The sequence below is a fragment of the Nostoc sp. UCD121 genome (assembly GCF_014222285.1).
GTDB lineage: Bacteria > Cyanobacteriota > Cyanobacteriia > Cyanobacteriales > Nostocaceae > Nostoc.
The window spans coordinates 1-17,502 of record NZ_JACKZS010000081.1 but is presented as its reverse complement, the minus strand read 5'-3'; the positions used below and the strand labels follow the sequence as shown (position 1 = coordinate 17,502).

Sequence of the window (17,502 nt, the reverse complement as noted above, 5' to 3'; positions counted from 1 at the left end):
TAATTTTAGATTTTGGACTTCGACTCTGCTCAGTCTAACGATTTTGGATTTTGGATTGTAACATTCAAAATCCAAAATGCTCAAGTTCTCGGATAATTCCGTAGGTTCAATCTAAAATCTAAAAGAACAAATTGTTGGACTGTGACTTCAGTCAGAATTATTCGAGAGAAATATTAAGCAATAACATCCAAAATCTAATCTTAAAAATAGAATCGCTGCCAATCTAAAATCTAAAATCCAGAATTGACTATGCCAAATATCAATGAAATTGCAAACTCTGCCAAGGACAATGCCGAGAAGCTTGGCATTAAAAAATTTGACATTTATGGCTCAACAGTAGATGATACCAGCGTGCAAGTAGACCAAGGTGAGCCAAAACAAGTTAAAGCTTCAAATCGCTCTGGTGTTACTGTTCGTGTCTGGAATGAAGATAATACAATGGGTGTCACCAGCACCACAGATGTAGATTCCAAAGGACTGGAATTAGCTTTGAAAACTGCTTATGAAGCCAGTTTTTTTGGTGTTAAAGAAAATGTTCCTGATTTTAGTCCCGAAGCTACTGTTCCTATTCCAAATAAAGCTCAAGATAAGACACCCCAAGCACCTGTTGCTGAACTGATAGAAAGATTGTTGGTAGCTGAAAAAGAATTACTCGCAGCTCATCCAGCAATCAAAGGTGTGCCTTATAACGGTTTATCACAAAGAGATATTGACAGATTTTATCTAAATAGCGATGGCGCAGTCAGAACTGAATCTCATTCCTTAACATCAGTTTATCTTTATAGCAAAACTGAAGAAGAAGGAAAAAAACCTCGCAGTGCAGGTGCTTTTAGAATCAACCAAAGTTTAGATAATCTAGACATCAATGGTTGCATCAAAGAAACCGCCGATAAAACTATCAGTCACTTGAATTATGAAAAAATCAAGACTGGTAAATATCGAGTTGTTTTCTCGGCGGAAGCTTTCTTAAGTCTGTTGGGTGCTTTTTCTAACTTGTTCAACGCTCAAAGCATTTTGGACAATCAAAGCCTATCTACTCCTGATGATTTAGGTAAGCAAATTGCTTCTCCTCTACTTTCAGTTTTTGACGATGCACTGCACCCAGCTAACGTAGGAGCAGAAAGTTTTGATGGTGAAGGAACTCCAACTCGTCAGATTTCGCTGATTGAAAATGGCGTTTTAACAAGCTTTCTCCACAGTGCAGGCACAGCTAAAAGGTTAAATGCCCAGCCAACAGGTAACGCCAGTATTGGTGCAAAAGTCAGTGTTAGTCCCAATTTTTATCACGTTTTTACAACAGTGACTTCTGAAGAAGAGTTAAGTTTAGAAACTGCTGAAAATGTGATTTTTATCGATGATTTACAAGCTCTCCATGCAGGGGTTAAATCTTTGCAAGGTTCTTTTTCTCTGCCGTTTGATGGTTGGCTAGTTAATAAGGGCGTTAGGACAAGTATTGAGTCAGCAACAGTTGCTGGTGATTTCTTGGAACTCTTAAAGTCAATTATTTATGTAGAAAAAGAGGCAGAGTTAACACCAGGGGGAGTTTGCCCGAAAATTTGGGTTAATGAACTGTCAATTACTGGTGAATAAAGCTTGAAAAGTGCAGAGTTAGGAGTTGAATTTAACTCTTAACTCATCACTTTAAAATCATGAATCACCATTAATATTCACCACCGACGCTAATGGCAGTATTGAATACATCTGCACCAGTTAAATCAATATTAGCCAAAACTGCGCCATCTACGTCAGTATTATATAAATGAGCATTACTCAAATCAACATTGGTGAGATTAGCATTATTTAGGCTAGTACCACTGACAAAAGCATCTGTGAGATTAGCAGACTTTAAATTTGCACCAGTTAAATCAGCACCTTCTAGGTTAGCACTTTCAAGATTAGCTCCTTTTAAATTTGCATTTCTGAGGTCAACTCCTATCAAATGAGCGCCTTTGAGGTTTGCTCCCGCTAAATTACATCCAAAACATTCTCTAGTTTCCAGCAAGCGCCGGACAGGGGCGGAGTTTTCTGCTTTGACGGAAAGGGGAGCAGCTAAAGATAGCGTGCTGAGTAAGGCTGCTGCCGTCAAAAAAATTCGTTTCATATTTACCTCCGACACTTCTAGAAGTCATTAAATTTTTAACTTCTAGGATACCAGTGTGCCAAGATTACTGAATTCTGTACTCATGCGATCGGAGGAATATATAATTTCTATGAGATTAGATATTCTTGTGTAAATTAGTCCGATGGGATTAAAATTACAAGTTTTTTAGTAGAGATTACAAGTGCTTGGACACCGCAAGCAACGCCGAAAAATCATTTTTAAACCGCAGAGGCACAGAGAAGCCAGTGCGTTGGGCGGGTTCTCCGACTTGTAGCAACTGGCGTAGCGCAGAGAGAAAAAAAAGATTTTACTAATCACCTTGACAGAGTACTAGTCCTATTATTGATTTGGGTATCAGCTTCCTTGGCTCGTAATTGAAGACTTGTTTAACTGACTAACTGTGCGGCGGAATTGAAAAACTGACGACACAACCCCCTGGTAAGCAAAATTGTTGTCAACAAGTTAGCGAAAGCAACCATAAAGATAATCAAAATTTCGTAAGATACAGCATCGAGAGGTTTCACACCAGCTAGTAACTGTCCGGTGGTTATTCCTGGTATTGCCACCATCCCGATGAGAATCATTTGATTGAGAGTAGGGAGCAATCCGGCTCTGATGGCATCTTTGCGATACTGGCTAACTGCTTGCTGGGGCGTTGCACCTAAGCTCAAGTGGGTTTCTATTTCGAGATGGCTGGAATTAATGGTGCTGACAAGACGCTCACCTGCGATCGCAGCTGCATTGGTCGCATTACCTAAAACTATCCCTACTAAGGGGATTATATACTGTGGTTCATACCATCTGTCTGGTTGAATAATCAAGAAGTTGGTGTAAAACACTGTCAGGACGGTACTAATTAAAATTGCACCCCACACCAAAGGCAGCAAATGAGGAATTTTTTGGCTGATGCGATTTCGTGCGACAATCGCCGTAATTGTCAGCATTATTGCTAATAGCACCAAAACTGCCCAAGCATTGTCTAAAGCTAAGATGAAATCTAAAATGTATCCCAATACAAGAAGTTGTAAGATGGTTCTCCCAGTAGCTAGGGCTAGGTTCAACTCTAATCCTAATTTTTCCCAGGCAGATAAACCAATGGCGATCGCCATCAATCCCATAGCAATAGCTAAATCCACGAAATCCAGCTTTATCATATCCTGCATGGGTTTTCTATCTCCTAGTATTTTCTTCTCAAAGCAGTTCACACACCTGGAACTTTGATCCGATGTGTTGGATCTTGGTTGATATATATCACCTTCATCAATTCAAAATTAAAAAATGGTACAACCTTAACATGGCAAACTCCTAGTATGTCTACTATCTGTAAATTAAATGTGCGGTAGTCTACCGCGCCACAATTTAAGTAAAAACCCTAATAGATGCGTATCTTAGGCGATAGTCTCTTAGTTGCTCCTTTTTGATTAACAATTCAATCAGCAAAAATTGACTCTCGAAGTGCATCCTTTGTATCTCCCGATAAAATGAGAACTCATGATCCAAAGTGTAAATCCCATCCCTGCCTTTGATATCAAGCAGCAATACACCACCATCGAAGCAGAAGTAAGTGCAGCCGTTTTAGAGGTTCTGGCTTCTGGCCGCTATATTGGCGGCCCCCTAGTTGAAAGCTTTGAGCAACAATTTGCTGCTTATAATACTGTTACTCAATGTGTGGCTTGTAATTCTGGTACTGATGCGCTCTACTTAGCGTTACGAGTCTTGGAAATTGGTGCAGGCGATGAAGTGATTACAACGCCTTTCACCTTTATTGCTACATCTGAAGTAATTAGCGCCGTGGGTGCAAAACCTGTTTTCGTTGACATTGACGCTACTACGTTTAATTTGGATGTGGAGCAAGTAGCAGCAGCGATTACACCTAAAACTAAAGCGATTATCCCGGTTCACCTATTTGGACAACCTGTGGATATGACATCATTGATGGCGATCGCTCAATCCCACAATTTGTCAATAATTGAAGATTGCGCTCAGTCTACAGGCGCAATGTGGGCCAATGAAAAAGTAGGAAGTATTGGACATATTGGTTGCTTTAGTTTCTACCCTACCAAAAATCTTGGTGGTTGCGGCGATGGCGGAGCTATAACGACTAATGATCCTGCGATCGCTACTAAACTGCGAATACTCCGGGAGCATGGTAGTAAAGTTAGATATTTACACGAGGAAATCGGTGTAAATAGCCGCTTGGATGCTCTCCAAGCAGCCATATTGCAGATTAAGCTGCGTTATTTAGATACTTGGAACGATCGCCGCCGAGATATCGCCAACTATTACTATCAGTTCCTTAGCCAAATTCCGGGAATTGTCCCGCCTCAAGAATTACCTGGAGGTATTGGGGTATGGAATCAATACACTGTTCGCATCTCAGGTGAAGGGCGAAATGGTTCTAGTGCCAAATATCGAGATTGGGTGCGTAATCAATTACAAGACCAGGGCGTAAGTTCAATGATTTATTACCCCTACCCTTTACATTTGCAGCCAGTTTATCAAAATCTGGGCTATCAAATTGGGGACTTACCAATAGCAGAGCAAGCTTGTCATGAAGTCATAGCTTTGCCCATGTTCCCAGAATTGACACAGCACCAGCAAGACCAAGTTATTTATGCGTTGAAGGATTGTTTGGGGTGAGGGGAGTGGAGGAGGAGAGGGGGGAAAGGGAGCAGGGAGAAAGGGAGAAGAGTTTTCCCCTCTGCCCCCTGCACCTCTGCCTCTTTTCAATGCCCAACACCCACTCCCTACTTCTTACTTCTGAGTTAGCACTCTTGCAGTCGTCAAAGCTTCTACTAAGCCACGCACAGCAGCAATCATTGCTATTTCACTATTGAGTTGGTTGATGGCGGAACCAACACCAACACCAGCTGCACCAGCAGCGATCGCTAATGGTGCTGTAACGTTAGAAATGCCTGAAGCACACAATACTGGCACTGACACCACACGAGAAATCTCAAAAGCTGCTGCCAAGGTGGGAGCAGCTTTTTCAATTAATCCTAAAGTTCCAGGGTGAACTGGGTTACTGCTAGTACCGCCTTCGGTTTGGATAATATCTGCTCCAGCTTTCACCAGCTCTTCTGCTAACTGCACCTGTTGATCTAGTTCCAAAATGTGGGGAACGGTGACAGATAAGGTGATTTCTGGGAAAAGAGCGCGGGTTTGTTTAGTCAGCGCTAGCACTTCTGGAGCCTCAAAGCGGCGACCTTGAGCATAGAAGGAATCGAAATTTCCGATTTCAATTAAATCAGCACCAGCTGCTACAGCTTGCACAAATTTTTCTGGTTCTACTGCTGAAACACAAATTGGTAATTTTGTAAAACTTTTAGCTAACTGTACCAAAGCGCGATCGGCGGCAATATCAACAAAAGTAGCACCGCCAAATTCAGCAGCTTTGACAGTCGCAGCAACGCTAGCAGCGTCGAAGTTATTCAAGCCGCTAATCACTTTCAGAACGCGGCGGCTAGTAAATGCACGTTGGAGTGTAGGATGCATCGTCATGGTTAGGCTTTTGAAGCTATGAAAATTATAAATTAGGTATATTCTACCGTCACTCAGTTGATGAGGAACTAAATCACTATGGCAGTTGCCAAATTTTTATAGTTTTATCCTTTACCGCCACCAACCAAATTTTGCCTATCAAAAGTTTACTCTCCCAATTCACTCTAGGTATTAAATGTTGCACAACACTACCATAAAGCATAAAGTTCAGCAGATATCTATGTAAAAATAATTTAGTTCTGTTAAGTAATTCTTTTCAGGAGGAAGATATGACTGAAGAAATCATGCCAAACTTTGACGAGCAAGAAATACTTCAACTCTGGGATCATAGAGCTAAAGACTGGGATATTCAAGTTGGGGATGATGGTGACAGCAATCGAATTTTGAACTCAGATCCAGTACTATGGAGTTTCGCTGGTAACGTTGCAGGATTGTCTGTCCTCGATGCTGGTTGTGGTACAGGATATCTAGCACGCCAGCTTTGTCTGAAAGGGGCCAGTGTAACTGGTATAGATTTTTCACCTCAGATGATAGAAATTGCCAAATTCAGAGCTAGCCAAAATAATCTAGATATAGATTTTCATTTGGATTCATGCACTGAACTAAAGTCGCTTGCAGATGAGCAATTTGATATGATCGTCTCAAATTATGTTCTCATGGATTTGCTCGATTTCGAAGGAGCTATAAGGGCATTCAATCGTGTTCTTAAGCCTACTGGTATTGCAATCCTTGTGTTTTCACATCCTTGCTTTCCCCAAGGCAACTCGACGACTGTAAATGAAGATGGGGCAGTTTCTTATAGTTGGGCTTCTTCTTACTTTGAAAGAACACAACACAACGACGAACCCTGGAATCATTTTACAACACCATTTATCTGGTTCCACCGCCCTCTTTCCGATTACTGGAAAGTCTTCAAGGCAGCAGGTTTTTCTGTGGACGAATTTGAAGAACCAAGAATTACCCCAGAGCGATATCATCTTGCCGGAAATGAGCGGAAGCTCTTCAATTCTAAAACACGTCCCTATTCGGTAGTTTTTAAACTTCTAAAGGTTAAAGGATTACATAGTAATCCATAACATTTAGTTTTATCCATCTACATCTGTAGGATCTTTTACCACTATCCTAATCAAACTCTAAAGGCCACAAATCGGCAATGGGTACTTCCCACCCTGGGAGCAAATTGGGAACTGTTAAAATATCGCCATCACGAAGTATTATTGCTTCTTGTCCAGGGTTGTAAACTTCAACAAGCCGCTCATCTGGATTGAGTAAAATTCCTACCTTAGTTCCCAAACTCAGAAATTCTTGAATTTTGGCTCTCAAATCCTCTAAATTATCACTAGGGGACTTCACCTCGACAGTCAAATCAGGAGCTAATTGAGCAAAAGACTTGGGACTGCGACGCAAGCGTTCAGCTAAAACAAATGAAGCATCCGGTGCGCGTAAATCTGAATTTGGCAATCTGAAACCAGCGCTAGAAGCTGCTGTTCGTCCTAATTTACGCGGTCTAACCCAGTTACGTAACTGCGCCACCATTTCGGCTGCTACTTCATCTGATTCATATCCTGATGGACTCATGACAATAATATTACCCTTGACTAGTTCCATACGATAATCAGGGTGCTGTTGCTGCATTTTTTCAAAGTCTTCAAGCGTTAGGGACATAAAAACCTCTAATTATCACACTCCCTGTATCTATATTATGGAGACAACAGCCCTCTTTAGAAGCGATCACTGCATAAATTCCCCAGTTACCGCCAAACTGTCACTCCAAAGACTTCATATCTAAATGAAAAAACAGGAATTAACAGTAAAATCGAGTATTATTGCCTATTTTTCAAAACAATCCATTGCTATTTGGACTTTCTCAACTTGCCTTGGTGCTTGCATTTCGTTAAAGAGTGCGATCGCCTGCATAAAATTTTTCATACTATTGTCAATTTCACCCATTTCTTGATGAGTCAATGCCAATTGATAGTAAGCCTCCGCTAAATTAGATTTAGCGCCTATTTTATCCAAAATTTCTATCGCTTCTGCATGATGGAAAAGCGCCCTAGCAAATTCTCCTTGTTCTCTATATAATCCGGCTAGACAACTTATAGCTTTAGCTTTAAGCTGAGTAAAGTTATTCTCTTCGGAAGAAAATATAGCTCTTTGGCACAGTTCAAAAGACTTTTTAATATTACCTAAATTTTTGTAAGTTAAACATAGGCTGATTAAGCTATGCCCAATCCCCCATAAAGTCACTCTAGTTGATGAAGATATTGCATAAAATGCCTTTTCTGCAATATAAAAAGCATCTTCTTTAAAGTCGGAACATGATTTAACAAAAGCCAGGCAGCACTGAGCGTATGCCATGTAATCATCAAGATTGCTATCTTGTTCCGCCAATTTACAAACTGATATAAAACAATCTTCGGCTGCTTCCATTTCCAATAAATCAAGTTTGCAAAGTCCTGTATTGAACAATACAGAAATTTTTATTAGTTTTATATCTAAATTGTCTAATATTTCTTCTGATTTTTTATAGCAATCTATAGCTTCTCGAATGCAACCAATAATTCGATATGTATATCCTAGTATATTGTAAAGTTTAATCAGTCTTTCTGGTGATTCTATATTGTCTATTATCCGCTTAATTACAGAAAAATTTTTTTGAAGTAATCCTAATTGGTAAAATGAGGAACCTAAAGGTAAACCTGTACCCCATTTTTTACCTCTTCCTTGTAAGATTACATCACCAGCTCGATCAAAATCGCTAATTTCTACATAGTGATAATAAGCTTCTAAAGCGGTCAAGGCATCTGTAATATTTTTTACTACCGCAACTCGCTTTGTCCAAAATTCTGCGGCATTTCGGTTTACTAGTTCCCATTCTTCACCGACTAACCTTAACCGACTAACTGCTTCATCACGAATTACAGGGTGTAACCAGTATTGCCCTTTTTTCGATTCTATTAAAGATAAATCGTGCAAGGCTTTAATTACACCTCTACGTTTTTTTTCGGGTATATCCCAAAGCAAACATAAAACTCCCTCGATAGGTAGTGAAGGAATATCTTGATAACGATAGCATCCTAAACGACACAGAAGGCGATAGGCTTCTAAGTCAATTTGTTGGAGACGGGTAAATTGACTGGCGACTAAATCTTTTAATTCTCTTTCTATTAATAAATCTGTAGAGTTTTCCTGCCAATATGAATGGATATCACCAGAAAAATCCGTCAATATTGCTCCTCGGAGAATTTGCATTGCTTTGGCGTTACCTCCATAAGCGCTGCACATTTCACTGAGAATAGTACAATCACAATTGATGTGGCAACTGCTGAAAAATTCTCGCCATGCTTCATCATCTAAACCTTCGAGTGGGTAAAGATAAACCTCTAGGCTAGACTCCCGCAAACGCTCACGACTTGTGACTAGAGTAACTGAATGTACATCCGAGTCTGCTAATACTCTCAATAGCTCAACATAAGGGCGACGATATTCTAGGAACTTACCATTTTTATCGAGAGCAGTTTCTAGATTATCGATAAATACCCCAATTTTAGAAGTTTGTTCTCGGAGTTTACGCCGTAGTCGTTCTAAGCTGATCCCAAAGTCTCCTCCTGGTTCTTCGTTAAAGTATCGCCGTAGCCATTCTTCAACTACACTCTCTACAGGAGTCAGGTTTTGGATTTCTGTGGCCATCCACAGTTCTAGGACAAAATTAAATTTTTGACTTTTAAAATATTTGCGTGCTAATCTTGTTTTGCCAACACCACCTTCACCCTGGATGAGGATAACTTTTTCTCCCCGACTGAATAAGGTGTGGAGTTCGGCTATTTGGCGATCGCGCCCGACAAAGTTAGAATCTAAATCTTGGGGTTTAGTCCCATTCGTCGCTAGATTTGGAATCTGAGAAGCTTTTTGCGACTGTTGGTTTGTTCTAAATCCCTGAATTACGCCTTGAAAGGTAGATTTTGAGACTTTCGCTCCTAGCACTTTGGAGAGTAAATGCCAAAGTTCTGCACCAACTGCTTTTAAATGCGCTTCTGTATAACCACGGCTGTTGGCGATATGCTGGTAAGTCCGCTTTTCATCCTCCCACAAATTACGCAAGATAATCCTTTGAGTTTTATCTAGATGTTCTCCCGTCTGGAGAAAAACCAAGTTATCTACAAACTCTAAGGCCTCTTCTACACCCATTTGCTAACTTGATGTATCATTTGTAATTCATTATAACGATATTTTTACTACTTCTTCCTACCCACAATACTACAAAATACTTTTTCCTACTCGGTAGGAAGCTTACTTTATCCGACTGCAAAGCCTTATGGGCTGTATTACTCTTGTAGGTAATACAGGCGAAGTTAAGTTAAGCGCCAATAATAAGGTGGTTGAGGACAGATTTTACCAGCGCTACTACTGCAACCTTAGTAAATCACAGATGTTATTTATCACCGTCCTATATCAATGACTCATGAAAGTGGTGTCTACTAAACAGCAGTGGGTATTAACTAATTAGATTCTGTAGAGCATATTTACAACTAAGTATGTAAGTCTTTATCCTACAGGAGGTTCAATGATGTTAGACAGAGATTGTCATCATGATTGCAATCAGAATCAGTGCCCTTTTGCCCAAGATACACGTAATCCCAATAGATATGTTTGCCTCAAATGTGGTGTTGAGCGAGAAATAAATAAGTATTCTTCTAGTTTCGGCTCGTTTTTGCTGCTGTTGTTGGGCTTGTTTATTTCGTTCCAACTATTAGTTAATTACGAAAAGCCAAGGAATCCACAAAGGCAACAACAGTCTTTGAATAATTCACCCAATCAGGGAAATATCCACGTGTAAAACTAATCTTCGTGCTGAGTATGATTTCCCATTTCTCATTTACAAAATCAGAAATGGGAAATCAAAAAAAATATTCACTGCTAAAAATCAGCTACTTTCGTGAGTAAAATTATGGACACCAACCAGGATACACTTCTCTTTCGCTTTGTTTCTAAGTCTTTGAAATATTTCTTGTTAGTGCTGTTTGGAATTGCGATCGCTTACGTCCTATCCATTGGTTTAGGTATCTTACAAATCATACCTATACTGCTGTACCTGTTACAACAGTTTTTGCTTCCTGTGGGAATTATCCTCTTGTGTTTAATTACAGTAGCGGTAATTATTGAATCCCTGCGTTAAAAATCTTGGAAGTGGAGAGTCTATCAATTCTGGATTTTAAATTTTAGATTTGTTCTTCAATTCAAAATTCAAAATCTAAAATCGATGGACTCCTAACTTCTTCATTTACCGTAGAAAACCCTGGTATTTCGGTATCCTATATTTCGTAGATACTTATTCCATTCCTCAGCTTGGAATCGATCGGCGAAAGGCCCTACTGCTACGTGTGGCCCTCGTGGTTGCGTCCTTTCGAGGACTGCGCCAGATCGTCCTAAATCTTGACTAAATCGGGCTAGATTCTGCCTAATTTGTTCTGCTGTCGCAGATAACTGTTCTTGAGTAGTCGGAATAACGACATAATATCTAGAAGCTTGCTTGGGAGGATTTATATTGCTGCGTTCCCCTACAAAACCTCTATTACCTACATCTATTTCCTGTCCGTTACCAAAGCTGATAATCCGAGCGCTATATATTCCCCGTGACTGTAACTCATTCACCCGTTGTTGGGCGTTAGATACTCTGTTAAAAACACCTGACTGAATAACATTCCTTCCTTGGTACTCACGAATGTAAGCACTGGGTTCAATCTGGCGGATTGCTTGTAGCGTCTGAAAATCACTACTATCTACGTAAACTAAGTAGCGCTCAAAGTTCTGGTTATATTGACTAAACTGTGTAGGTTGGGGGGGCTGAAAATTCTGACCGGATTGATTATTTTGTAATGGTTGCGAGGGCTGAAAATTCTGACCGGATTGATTATTTTGTAATGGTTGCGGAGGTTGAAAGTTGAGATCAGATTGATTATTTTGTAATGGTTGCGGGGGTTGAAAGTTGAGATCAGATTGATTATCCTCCACTAGTTCTGCTGGTTGTAACTGCGGTGATGGCTGTTGACCAAAGGGAATTGGCGGTGGTGGTAAAGCTTCACCTCCTTGTTGAGCCAGTAGCATACTGTTGTGGATTTGCGCTTGTGCTGGGGCATAGTCAGGAATCAGCACTAACCATCCTCCTACTAACAGGGGGAGAAATCGGATAGTAGGCTTCCAACCCTCAGAACTTCGGCGCAGCATCTGAAATGGGGTAAATTTACTTGGTATTCCTCTCGACATAGTACTTAGAAAGTAGTCAAAGTATTTTTAAGCAATTTCCATGAGGAACTAATTAGTTCACCGTTGTAGCAACTACTATATAGCGTTAACGTAAAATTAGCTCATCTGCGTGGCAAAAAATACATCTATAACCATTCTTAGATAGCCATCTGCATTCGTTTTTGACCGCCCCAAAACTGGTTCATCTGCTCTGTTAATGAATGGCTAATTAAAGGCTCTTTAAATACACATGGTAGGGGCAATTCATGAATTGCCCCTACCATGTGTAGTTTTGCGTAAGTCCTAATCCAATCAGAAATTAAGTCAACAGCCCAAATGAATACACTCCCATACGATGAGGAATGAGGAAAATATTAGCGCTGTGCCTACTTAACTACAATTTTGTGTCAGTAAGCTTTCAAACAGAAAGTCTGCCAATTTGGTGCCAGACACATAAGCTGCGTCTGCATCCCATTGAAAATGGACACCCAGATAAACACGACTGCGCCCATTTTCTAAAGCTGCGGAAGAGAAACTATTAAATGTCCGTGTGATTCTAATGCCATTATTGCCCCTCGCACTTGGATCTTCAGATGTTGCCGTAAAAGTAACATTATCCGTGCCAAAGAAGTTCCGCAAAATACCGGCATGGACTGCTCCGAAAGTCGCATGACCAGAGATATAGGCTGGAAATGAAGGAGAAAATCGGGTGCCATCAGCATTGGGTGATAGAGGTTTCCAAGTGGGATCAGCAGTTGTTCCAGGGTTGTTGTCTTCAAATGCTCTTTGAATTGCCGTTTCTGGTCTCCACAAATCCAAATCGGTGTCGTACTTCGCATCCCATGCCAAGATTGCCGCATCGCCTAAACCTAAACCCACCAAAGCAAACAACCGTGCATTTTCGGAAAAGCTCAGACATCTCAATTTAGAGACAATCTGGGTTATGGTATAAAGTTGTCCAGGTGGCTTATATGTTCCATCAAGATCATTTGCCCAGAAAAGAGCAATATCAGTTTGTTCTTGAGTCCGTTCAGTAGAGTTAGCAGCACCAAGCCGTTTTACTTCATTTACTTGAGCAGCATATTCAACACTGGCCAGTAGATCCTGTTTACTGCTGAAGCCTGCTGGTTTAGTCGGACGAAACTTCTTAATTAAGGTTGGCGAAAAAGGTTTTACTTTGCCCCAATTTGGGGTAGTTGCAGGGCCAGAACCAGTTGGTCGCCAATCACCAGGCTGATGTCCTGATTTGTAATCGGTCTTGTCATCAAAACCGTCCCCTTCTCGATGTTTGAGGATTGCTTTAGCTGCGGCGATTCCAAGTTCTTTACCATCATCAATGCTCTGTTGCGACACACCACTACTTTTTATTTCATGGATGGCTTTCTCTCGTTCTGCGTCAAAAAAGCTCTGGTTTTTATTTTTGGACTTGGGAAAATTGGCATTAGGATAAACGGTGTCGCTACTCAATACAGTAAATGCAGCATAAACTGCTGCTGCTTCTTTAGAAGCTCCTAATTTTACCGGAAGAATTTCTAAATATGGTTTGTAGTCTTGATCAATGGAATTGACAGCATCGTATATGGCAGTATGTAATATAGCACCAGTACGGGAAATTGGCCCAGGTGCGCCACCGTTCAGACGAATTGTTTGTAAATATACATTGTTCCAATTAATAACTTGGTCTGTCATAAATATTCCTTTGCTTAATCTTGCCTTTAACCTGGTTGCGGATCTAATTTTCAAGACAGAAGTAAACTAATACCCCTTCTCTAAGAGACGCTACGCGAACGCATAATTCTTAATTTGTAATTACTGTTGTGTAGGGGTTTTATATATTTGATAAGGGTGGCTTATCTACGCCAACCTCTACTAGGGCAGGTAGCGGAAATAACTAACCAGTTTAGTAAATCTTAAAAGTTTACTTTACAAGCTTTCTCACCTTCTAATCTTCCCTAAACTCTGCATAGCTTGACGCTTCCCCGTCGGCATCCGGGTGATGCTCAATAATTCGCCAACACCACCCAATCAAATAGCTCACCTTTTGCCTTTTTGCACTAGACTCTACCAGGGTTTGTATTCCGAATATAAAAGTATTTCTGAATGCTTAATAGTACCCTCTGGGGTACTATTTCCAATACGTGCATAAACTGATTTCACTTTTACTATGATCGCCTCTATTTGCTTCCTTTAAAACCGAAGTGCTTTGGTAGCAAGGCTTTGGAAGAGTGTGTGCTACAATTGGACAACCACGCAGCTATCGTGTCGTGCTTTGTATGAAAAAAGTCGTCGTTGGTCTTTCTGGTGGCGTTGACAGTTCCACCGCCGCAGCTATCCTGCACCATCAGGGCTATGAAGTGATTGGTTTGACTCTTTGGCTAATGAAAGGCAAAGGTCAATGTTGCTCTGAAGGTATGATCGACGCGGCTGATCTCTGTGAACAACTGGGCGTTCCCCATCAAATTGTAGATATTCGGGATCTCTTTCAGACGCATATTGTCGATTACCTAGTGACTGGTTACAGTGCTGGGATTACACCTTTACCTTGCTCACAATGCAATAAAACGGTGAAGTTTGGGCCGATGGTGCAGTATGCTCGTGAAGAATTGGGCTGCGATCGCATTGCCACCGGTCATTATGCTCGAATTAGCCATGACGAAGCAACTGGACGTTATCAATTATTAAGGGCTATTGACCGCAACAAAGACCAGTCATATTTTCTCTATGATTTGTCTCAAGATTTACTTGCAGCAACTATATTTCCTCTGGGCGAACTAGAAAAAACCGACACCCGCCGGATTGCAACTGAATACGGACTGAAAACTGCTGATAAGCCAGAAAGTCAAGACTTATGCTTAGTGGAAAGTAATGGTTCCATGCGCGCATTTTTAGATAAATATTTAGCTCCCAAAACAGGCGATATTGTCGATACCACAGGCAAAATTTTGGGGCAGCATGATGGTGTCCATCACTACACCATTGGCCAGCGCAAAGGTTTGGGGATTGCTGCTGCTGAACCTCTCTATGTGATTGAATTAGATGCGGAAAATAATAAAGTAGTAGTTGGCGATCGCACCAAGGTAACTCAACCAGAATGCACTGTAAATCGGGTAAATTGGGTTTCCATTGCCGAACCATCCACCCCAATTCATGCCGAAGTGCAAATTCGCTATCGTTCAACCCCTACACCAGTAACGGTGATTCCGTTAGAAAACTCCCGTGTACGTTTGGTATTTGATGAACCCCAAATCAGCATCACCCCCGGACAAGCGGCGGTATGGTACGACGGGGAGAAAGTGTTAGGTGGCGGAATAATTGAACAGTTTAGTTAAATCTTACCCCGCTTTTGCGCCCCTCCTCACTTGTGGAGGGGTATTTTTATTTATCACATTTTTGTAAAAAAGTTTGATAATGCTGTTCCAATGCAATTGGATTAGGTTTAAATCTGTCTTTATCAGGAAGTAGTAATTTTTTTCCGCCAAGTCCTTCATAATCAGTCCCGCATAAACTAGGAGAAATTATTACCTCATAGTTTTTTGGATGAATAGATAGTAAGTATTTCTCAAAAAGTCTGTGTATATCTACCCGAAGTAAAATTCCATTAGAGGGATGCTTGCCAAGCTAGTTCAACTGTAGCGGCAATAATTTGAGTGAGAGGGATATTTGGAAAGTTAGGACTATTATCCGATTCGATGTAATGTCCATCCCTGAGTAAATAAATCCTCAGCTTTTCACCATCGTAAATCCATAGTTCTGGAACTGCGATCGCAACGTATGCATCAAGAGTTGTTTTTGATGTTACATCTGTTTCAATTGCCAAATCAGGAGGCGGATCATTTGGTTCCAGCTTGCGACGACCAATCATTCTTTGGTAATTTTTGGATGTAGAAGCAAGCATCTGGTTCTACCCCTGCTATATTTTCCCGCTTGAAGGTGGTTAAACCAAAGGGTTCATAACTTTTCCCTACGATCTTCAGCAAGATTTTGACAATATGCGAAATTAAGTCCTTTGATTTTTCGTGTTCGGGTAGAGGAACCATAATTTCTAACGTAGACTTGCTGTAAGCAACTCGTAGCGATCGCTTTTCCCCCATTTCTTACAAGATAGACCCAAATTCTTCCCATCTGACATCTTGAATAGACACTGTACTACCAGGTGCTAGCCGCATTTGGCTAACAGGTTTAACGACGGGAGATACAGCAGTCATAAGCATTTTCCTTATAAAGGAACTATTCTGAAACTTGAGGCTGGACTAGCTTTAGCGTAACTTAATCAGATCGCTTAGAGGCTAGTTACAACAATTTTCCTCCATTCTTTAAACTCTTTTTTTCTCAGTACCAGCATTTTGATAAGTTAGTACATAATCTGAAACAATAACAGTTAATACAAAGAGGGGATTACGTTGAGTCACAATCCAGATGCCATAGCTCCCCACGGTGGGCAGTTGGTTAACCGTATCGCTACACCAGAACAAAGAGCAGAGTTTCTTTCAAAAGCTGACTTTTTACCACGAGTGCAACTTGACGATCGCGCCGTTTCGGATGTAGAAATGATTGCGATCGGTGCTTTTAGTCCACTGACGGGTTTTATGAACCAAGAAGACTACGATCGCACTGTTACAGAAATGCGACTAGCTAATGGTCTTGTATGGTCAATCCCGATTACACTATCAGTCAGCGAAGAAGTAGCTTCCCCATTGCAAGAAGGTGGCTTAATTCGTCTGGATAACTCCAGAGGTGAATTTATTGCAGTTTTGCAACTCACGCAAAAATATAACTACGACAAAACCCACGAAGCCATTAATGTCTACCGCACTGATGATGTCAAACATCCAGGCGTGCAGGTAGTCTATAACCAAGGTACTATACATCTGGCGGGTGATATTTGGCTGTTGCAGCGCGAACCTCATCCCCAGTTTCCCACTTACCAAATAGATCCAGCTGCCTCACGGCAACTATTTAAAGATAAGGGTTGGAAAACAATCGTTGGTTTCCAAACTCGCAACCCTATCCACCGCGCCCACGAATATATTCAAAAGTGCGCTTTAGAAATTGTTGATGGTCTATTTTTGCACCCATTAGTCGGGGCGACAAAAGAAGACGATATTGCCGCCGATGTGCGGATGCGCTGCTATGAAATTTTGCTAGAACATTACTACCCCTTAGACCGGGTAACTTTGGCAATTAATCCAGCCGCAATGCGCTATGCCGGGCCTCGTGAGGCAATATTCCATGCTTTAGTCCGCAAAAACTACGGCTGTACTCACTTTATCGTCGGACGGGATCATGCTGGCGTTGGTGACTATTACGGTACTTACGATGCACAATATATCTTTGATGAATTTGCCCCAGGCGAATTGGGCATTGTGCCGATGAAATTTGAACATGCTTTCTACTGCACGCGCACTAAGCAGATGGCAACATCTAAAACCAGTCCCAGCAAGCCAGAAGAACGCATTCACCTATCAGGGACAAAAGTCCGAGAAATGCTGCGGCGTGGTGAGTTACCTCCACCAGAGTTTTCCCGTCCAGAGGTAGCAGCTGAGTTAGCGCGGGCAATGCGAATAGAAGTACCTGTTTAGGGAATTGGGCAAAACAGTGCAGAGTTAAGAGTTAAAAATTAGGAGTTTGGAGTTTGGAGTTTGGAGTTATTTTTCCCC

The 17,502-nt window shown here is 41.1% G+C and carries 17 protein-coding genes; 7 read left to right on the top strand and 10 right to left on the bottom strand.

All coding sequences use genetic code 11. From position 1 onward, the window contains the following. Positions 1-249 precede the first annotated feature (249 nt). Positions 250-1,590, top strand: coding sequence for a TldD/PmbA family protein (locus GNF10_RS18185; RefSeq protein WP_185581137.1), 1,341 nt, complete (start codon positions 250-252; stop codon positions 1,588-1,590). Positions 1,591-1,660: 70 nt separating this feature from the next. Here the strand turns inward: GNF10_RS18185 and GNF10_RS18180 are convergent, their stop codons facing one another. Continuing rightward, positions 1,661-2,101 (bottom strand): pentapeptide repeat-containing protein, encoded by a 441-nt coding sequence (locus tag GNF10_RS18180; protein ID WP_185581138.1) that lies wholly within the window; start codon positions 2,099-2,101, stop codon positions 1,661-1,663. 386 nt (positions 2,102-2,487) lie between these two features. Next, a complete protein-coding gene (gene fetB, locus GNF10_RS18175) occupies positions 2,488-3,264 on the bottom strand; it encodes an iron export ABC transporter permease subunit FetB (RefSeq protein WP_185581139.1) in 777 nt (258 codons plus the stop codon). Between the two features lie 328 nt (positions 3,265-3,592). Between fetB and GNF10_RS18170 the strand changes: the two genes are divergently transcribed. Then, entirely contained in the window at positions 3,593-4,741 is a 1,149-nt protein-coding gene (locus tag GNF10_RS18170) for a DegT/DnrJ/EryC1/StrS aminotransferase family protein (RefSeq protein ID WP_185581140.1), read from the top strand. Positions 4,742-4,855: 114 nt separating this feature from the next. On the opposite strand, the gene GNF10_RS18165 is transcribed toward GNF10_RS18170, so the two are convergent. Then, complete coding sequence (locus tag GNF10_RS18165) at positions 4,856-5,602, bottom strand: DUF561 domain-containing protein (protein WP_185581141.1); 747 nt, start codon at positions 5,600-5,602, stop codon at positions 4,856-4,858. Positions 5,603-5,871: 269 nt separating this feature from the next. Here GNF10_RS18165 and GNF10_RS18160 point away from each other — a divergent pair, with 269 nt between their 5' ends. Next, positions 5,872-6,678, top strand: coding sequence for a class I SAM-dependent methyltransferase (locus GNF10_RS18160; RefSeq protein WP_185581142.1), 807 nt, complete (start codon positions 5,872-5,874; stop codon positions 6,676-6,678). A gap of 46 nt (positions 6,679-6,724) precedes the next feature. Here GNF10_RS18160 and GNF10_RS18155 read toward each other — a convergent pair whose 3' ends face one another. Both GNF10_RS18155 and GNF10_RS18150 read right to left on the bottom strand, forming a co-directional pair. Continuing rightward, the gene (locus tag GNF10_RS18155) at positions 6,725-7,267 is read right to left on the bottom strand and encodes a Uma2 family endonuclease (RefSeq protein ID WP_185581143.1); all 543 of its coding nucleotides are present in this window, start codon (positions 7,265-7,267) and stop codon (positions 6,725-6,727) included. Positions 7,268-7,432: 165 nt separating this feature from the next. Continuing rightward, entirely contained in the window at positions 7,433-9,790 is a 2,358-nt protein-coding gene (locus GNF10_RS18150) for a tetratricopeptide repeat protein (RefSeq protein WP_185592102.1), read from the bottom strand. Positions 9,791-10,166: 376 nt separating this feature from the next. Between GNF10_RS18150 and GNF10_RS18145 the strand changes: the two genes are divergently transcribed. Both GNF10_RS18145 and GNF10_RS18140 read left to right on the top strand, forming a co-directional pair. After that, on the top strand, positions 10,167-10,439 hold the full coding sequence (locus GNF10_RS18145) for a hypothetical protein (protein WP_185592099.1): 273 nt from the start codon (positions 10,167-10,169) through the stop codon (positions 10,437-10,439). 111 nt (positions 10,440-10,550) lie between these two features. Then, a complete protein-coding gene (locus GNF10_RS18140) occupies positions 10,551-10,778 on the top strand; it encodes a hypothetical protein (RefSeq protein WP_185584312.1) in 228 nt (75 codons plus the stop codon). 101 nt (positions 10,779-10,879) lie between these two features. On the opposite strand, the gene GNF10_RS18135 is transcribed toward GNF10_RS18140, so the two are convergent. Both GNF10_RS18135 and GNF10_RS18130 read right to left on the bottom strand, forming a co-directional pair. Beyond that, positions 10,880-11,866: a hypothetical protein gene (locus tag GNF10_RS18135; protein WP_260445900.1), complete on the bottom strand. Its 987-nt coding sequence runs from the start codon at positions 11,864-11,866 to the stop codon at positions 10,880-10,882. 369 nt (positions 11,867-12,235) lie between these two features. Next, on the bottom strand, positions 12,236-13,534 hold the full coding sequence (locus GNF10_RS18130; RefSeq protein WP_185584310.1) for a vanadium-dependent haloperoxidase: 1,299 nt from the start codon (positions 13,532-13,534) through the stop codon (positions 12,236-12,238). A 584-nt stretch (positions 13,535-14,118) separates the two neighbouring features. Between GNF10_RS18130 and mnmA the strand changes: the two genes are divergently transcribed. Continuing rightward, positions 14,119-15,174, top strand: coding sequence for a tRNA 2-thiouridine(34) synthase MnmA (gene mnmA, locus GNF10_RS18125; protein WP_185584317.1), 1,056 nt, complete (start codon positions 14,119-14,121; stop codon positions 15,172-15,174). 46 nt (positions 15,175-15,220) lie between these two features. On the opposite strand, the gene GNF10_RS18120 is transcribed toward mnmA, so the two are convergent. From GNF10_RS18120 to GNF10_RS38655, 3 genes are read right to left on the bottom strand one after another with little or no spacing between them, the layout of a single operon-like run. Beyond that, positions 15,221-15,421 carry a hypothetical protein gene (locus tag GNF10_RS18120; RefSeq protein WP_369009411.1) on the bottom strand — a complete coding sequence of 67 codons (201 nt, stop codon included), beginning with the start codon at positions 15,419-15,421 and terminating at the stop codon, positions 15,221-15,223. 22 nt (positions 15,422-15,443) lie between these two features. Next, positions 15,444-15,707, bottom strand: a complete 264-nt coding sequence (locus GNF10_RS38660) for a Uma2 family endonuclease (RefSeq protein ID WP_260445899.1) — start codon at positions 15,705-15,707, stop codon at positions 15,444-15,446. After that, positions 15,676-15,936 (bottom strand): Uma2 family endonuclease, encoded by a 261-nt coding sequence (locus tag GNF10_RS38655; protein WP_260445898.1) that lies wholly within the window; start codon positions 15,934-15,936, stop codon positions 15,676-15,678. The genes GNF10_RS38660 and GNF10_RS38655 overlap by 32 nt, the downstream gene beginning before the upstream one ends. A 309-nt stretch (positions 15,937-16,245) precedes the next feature. On the opposite strand from GNF10_RS38655, the gene sat reads away from it, so the two are divergent. Beyond that, positions 16,246-17,424 carry a sulfate adenylyltransferase gene (sat, locus tag GNF10_RS18110; protein WP_185584307.1) on the top strand — a complete coding sequence of 393 codons (1,179 nt, stop codon included), beginning with the start codon at positions 16,246-16,248 and terminating at the stop codon, positions 17,422-17,424. Positions 17,425-17,502: the final 78 nt, after the last annotated feature.

Excerpts from the sequence above, each read along its gene's own strand:
- GNF10_RS18185 (WP_185581137.1), top strand. The coding sequence starts at position 250 with ATGCCAAATATCAATGAAATTGCAAACTCTGCCAAGGACAATGCCGAG.
- GNF10_RS18180 (WP_185581138.1), bottom strand. The coding sequence starts at position 2,101 with ATGAAACGAATTTTTTTGACGGCAGCAGCCTTACTCAGCACGCTATCT.
- fetB (WP_185581139.1), bottom strand. The coding sequence starts at position 3,264 with ATGCAGGATATGATAAAGCTGGATTTCGTGGATTTAGCTATTGCTATG.
- GNF10_RS18170 (WP_185581140.1), top strand. The coding sequence starts at position 3,593 with ATGATCCAAAGTGTAAATCCCATCCCTGCCTTTGATATCAAGCAGCAA.
- GNF10_RS18165 (WP_185581141.1), bottom strand. The coding sequence starts at position 5,602 with ATGACGATGCATCCTACACTCCAACGTGCATTTACTAGCCGCCGCGTT.
- GNF10_RS18160 (WP_185581142.1), top strand. The coding sequence starts at position 5,872 with ATGACTGAAGAAATCATGCCAAACTTTGACGAGCAAGAAATACTTCAA.
- GNF10_RS18155 (WP_185581143.1), bottom strand. The coding sequence starts at position 7,267 with ATGTCCCTAACGCTTGAAGACTTTGAAAAAATGCAGCAACAGCACCCT.
- GNF10_RS18150 (WP_185592102.1), bottom strand. The coding sequence starts at position 9,790 with ATGGGTGTAGAAGAGGCCTTAGAGTTTGTAGATAACTTGGTTTTTCTC.
- GNF10_RS18145 (WP_185592099.1), top strand. The coding sequence starts at position 10,167 with ATGATGTTAGACAGAGATTGTCATCATGATTGCAATCAGAATCAGTGC.
- GNF10_RS18140 (WP_185584312.1), top strand. The coding sequence starts at position 10,551 with ATGGACACCAACCAGGATACACTTCTCTTTCGCTTTGTTTCTAAGTCT.
- GNF10_RS18135 (WP_260445900.1), bottom strand. The coding sequence starts at position 11,866 with ATGTCGAGAGGAATACCAAGTAAATTTACCCCATTTCAGATGCTGCGC.
- GNF10_RS18130 (WP_185584310.1), bottom strand. The coding sequence starts at position 13,534 with ATGACAGACCAAGTTATTAATTGGAACAATGTATATTTACAAACAATT.
- mnmA (WP_185584317.1), top strand. The coding sequence starts at position 14,119 with ATGAAAAAAGTCGTCGTTGGTCTTTCTGGTGGCGTTGACAGTTCCACC.
- GNF10_RS38660 (WP_260445899.1), bottom strand. The coding sequence starts at position 15,707 with ATGATTGGTCGTCGCAAGCTGGAACCAAATGATCCGCCTCCTGATTTG.
- GNF10_RS38655 (WP_260445898.1), bottom strand. The coding sequence starts at position 15,936 with ATGGGGGAAAAGCGATCGCTACGAGTTGCTTACAGCAAGTCTACGTTA.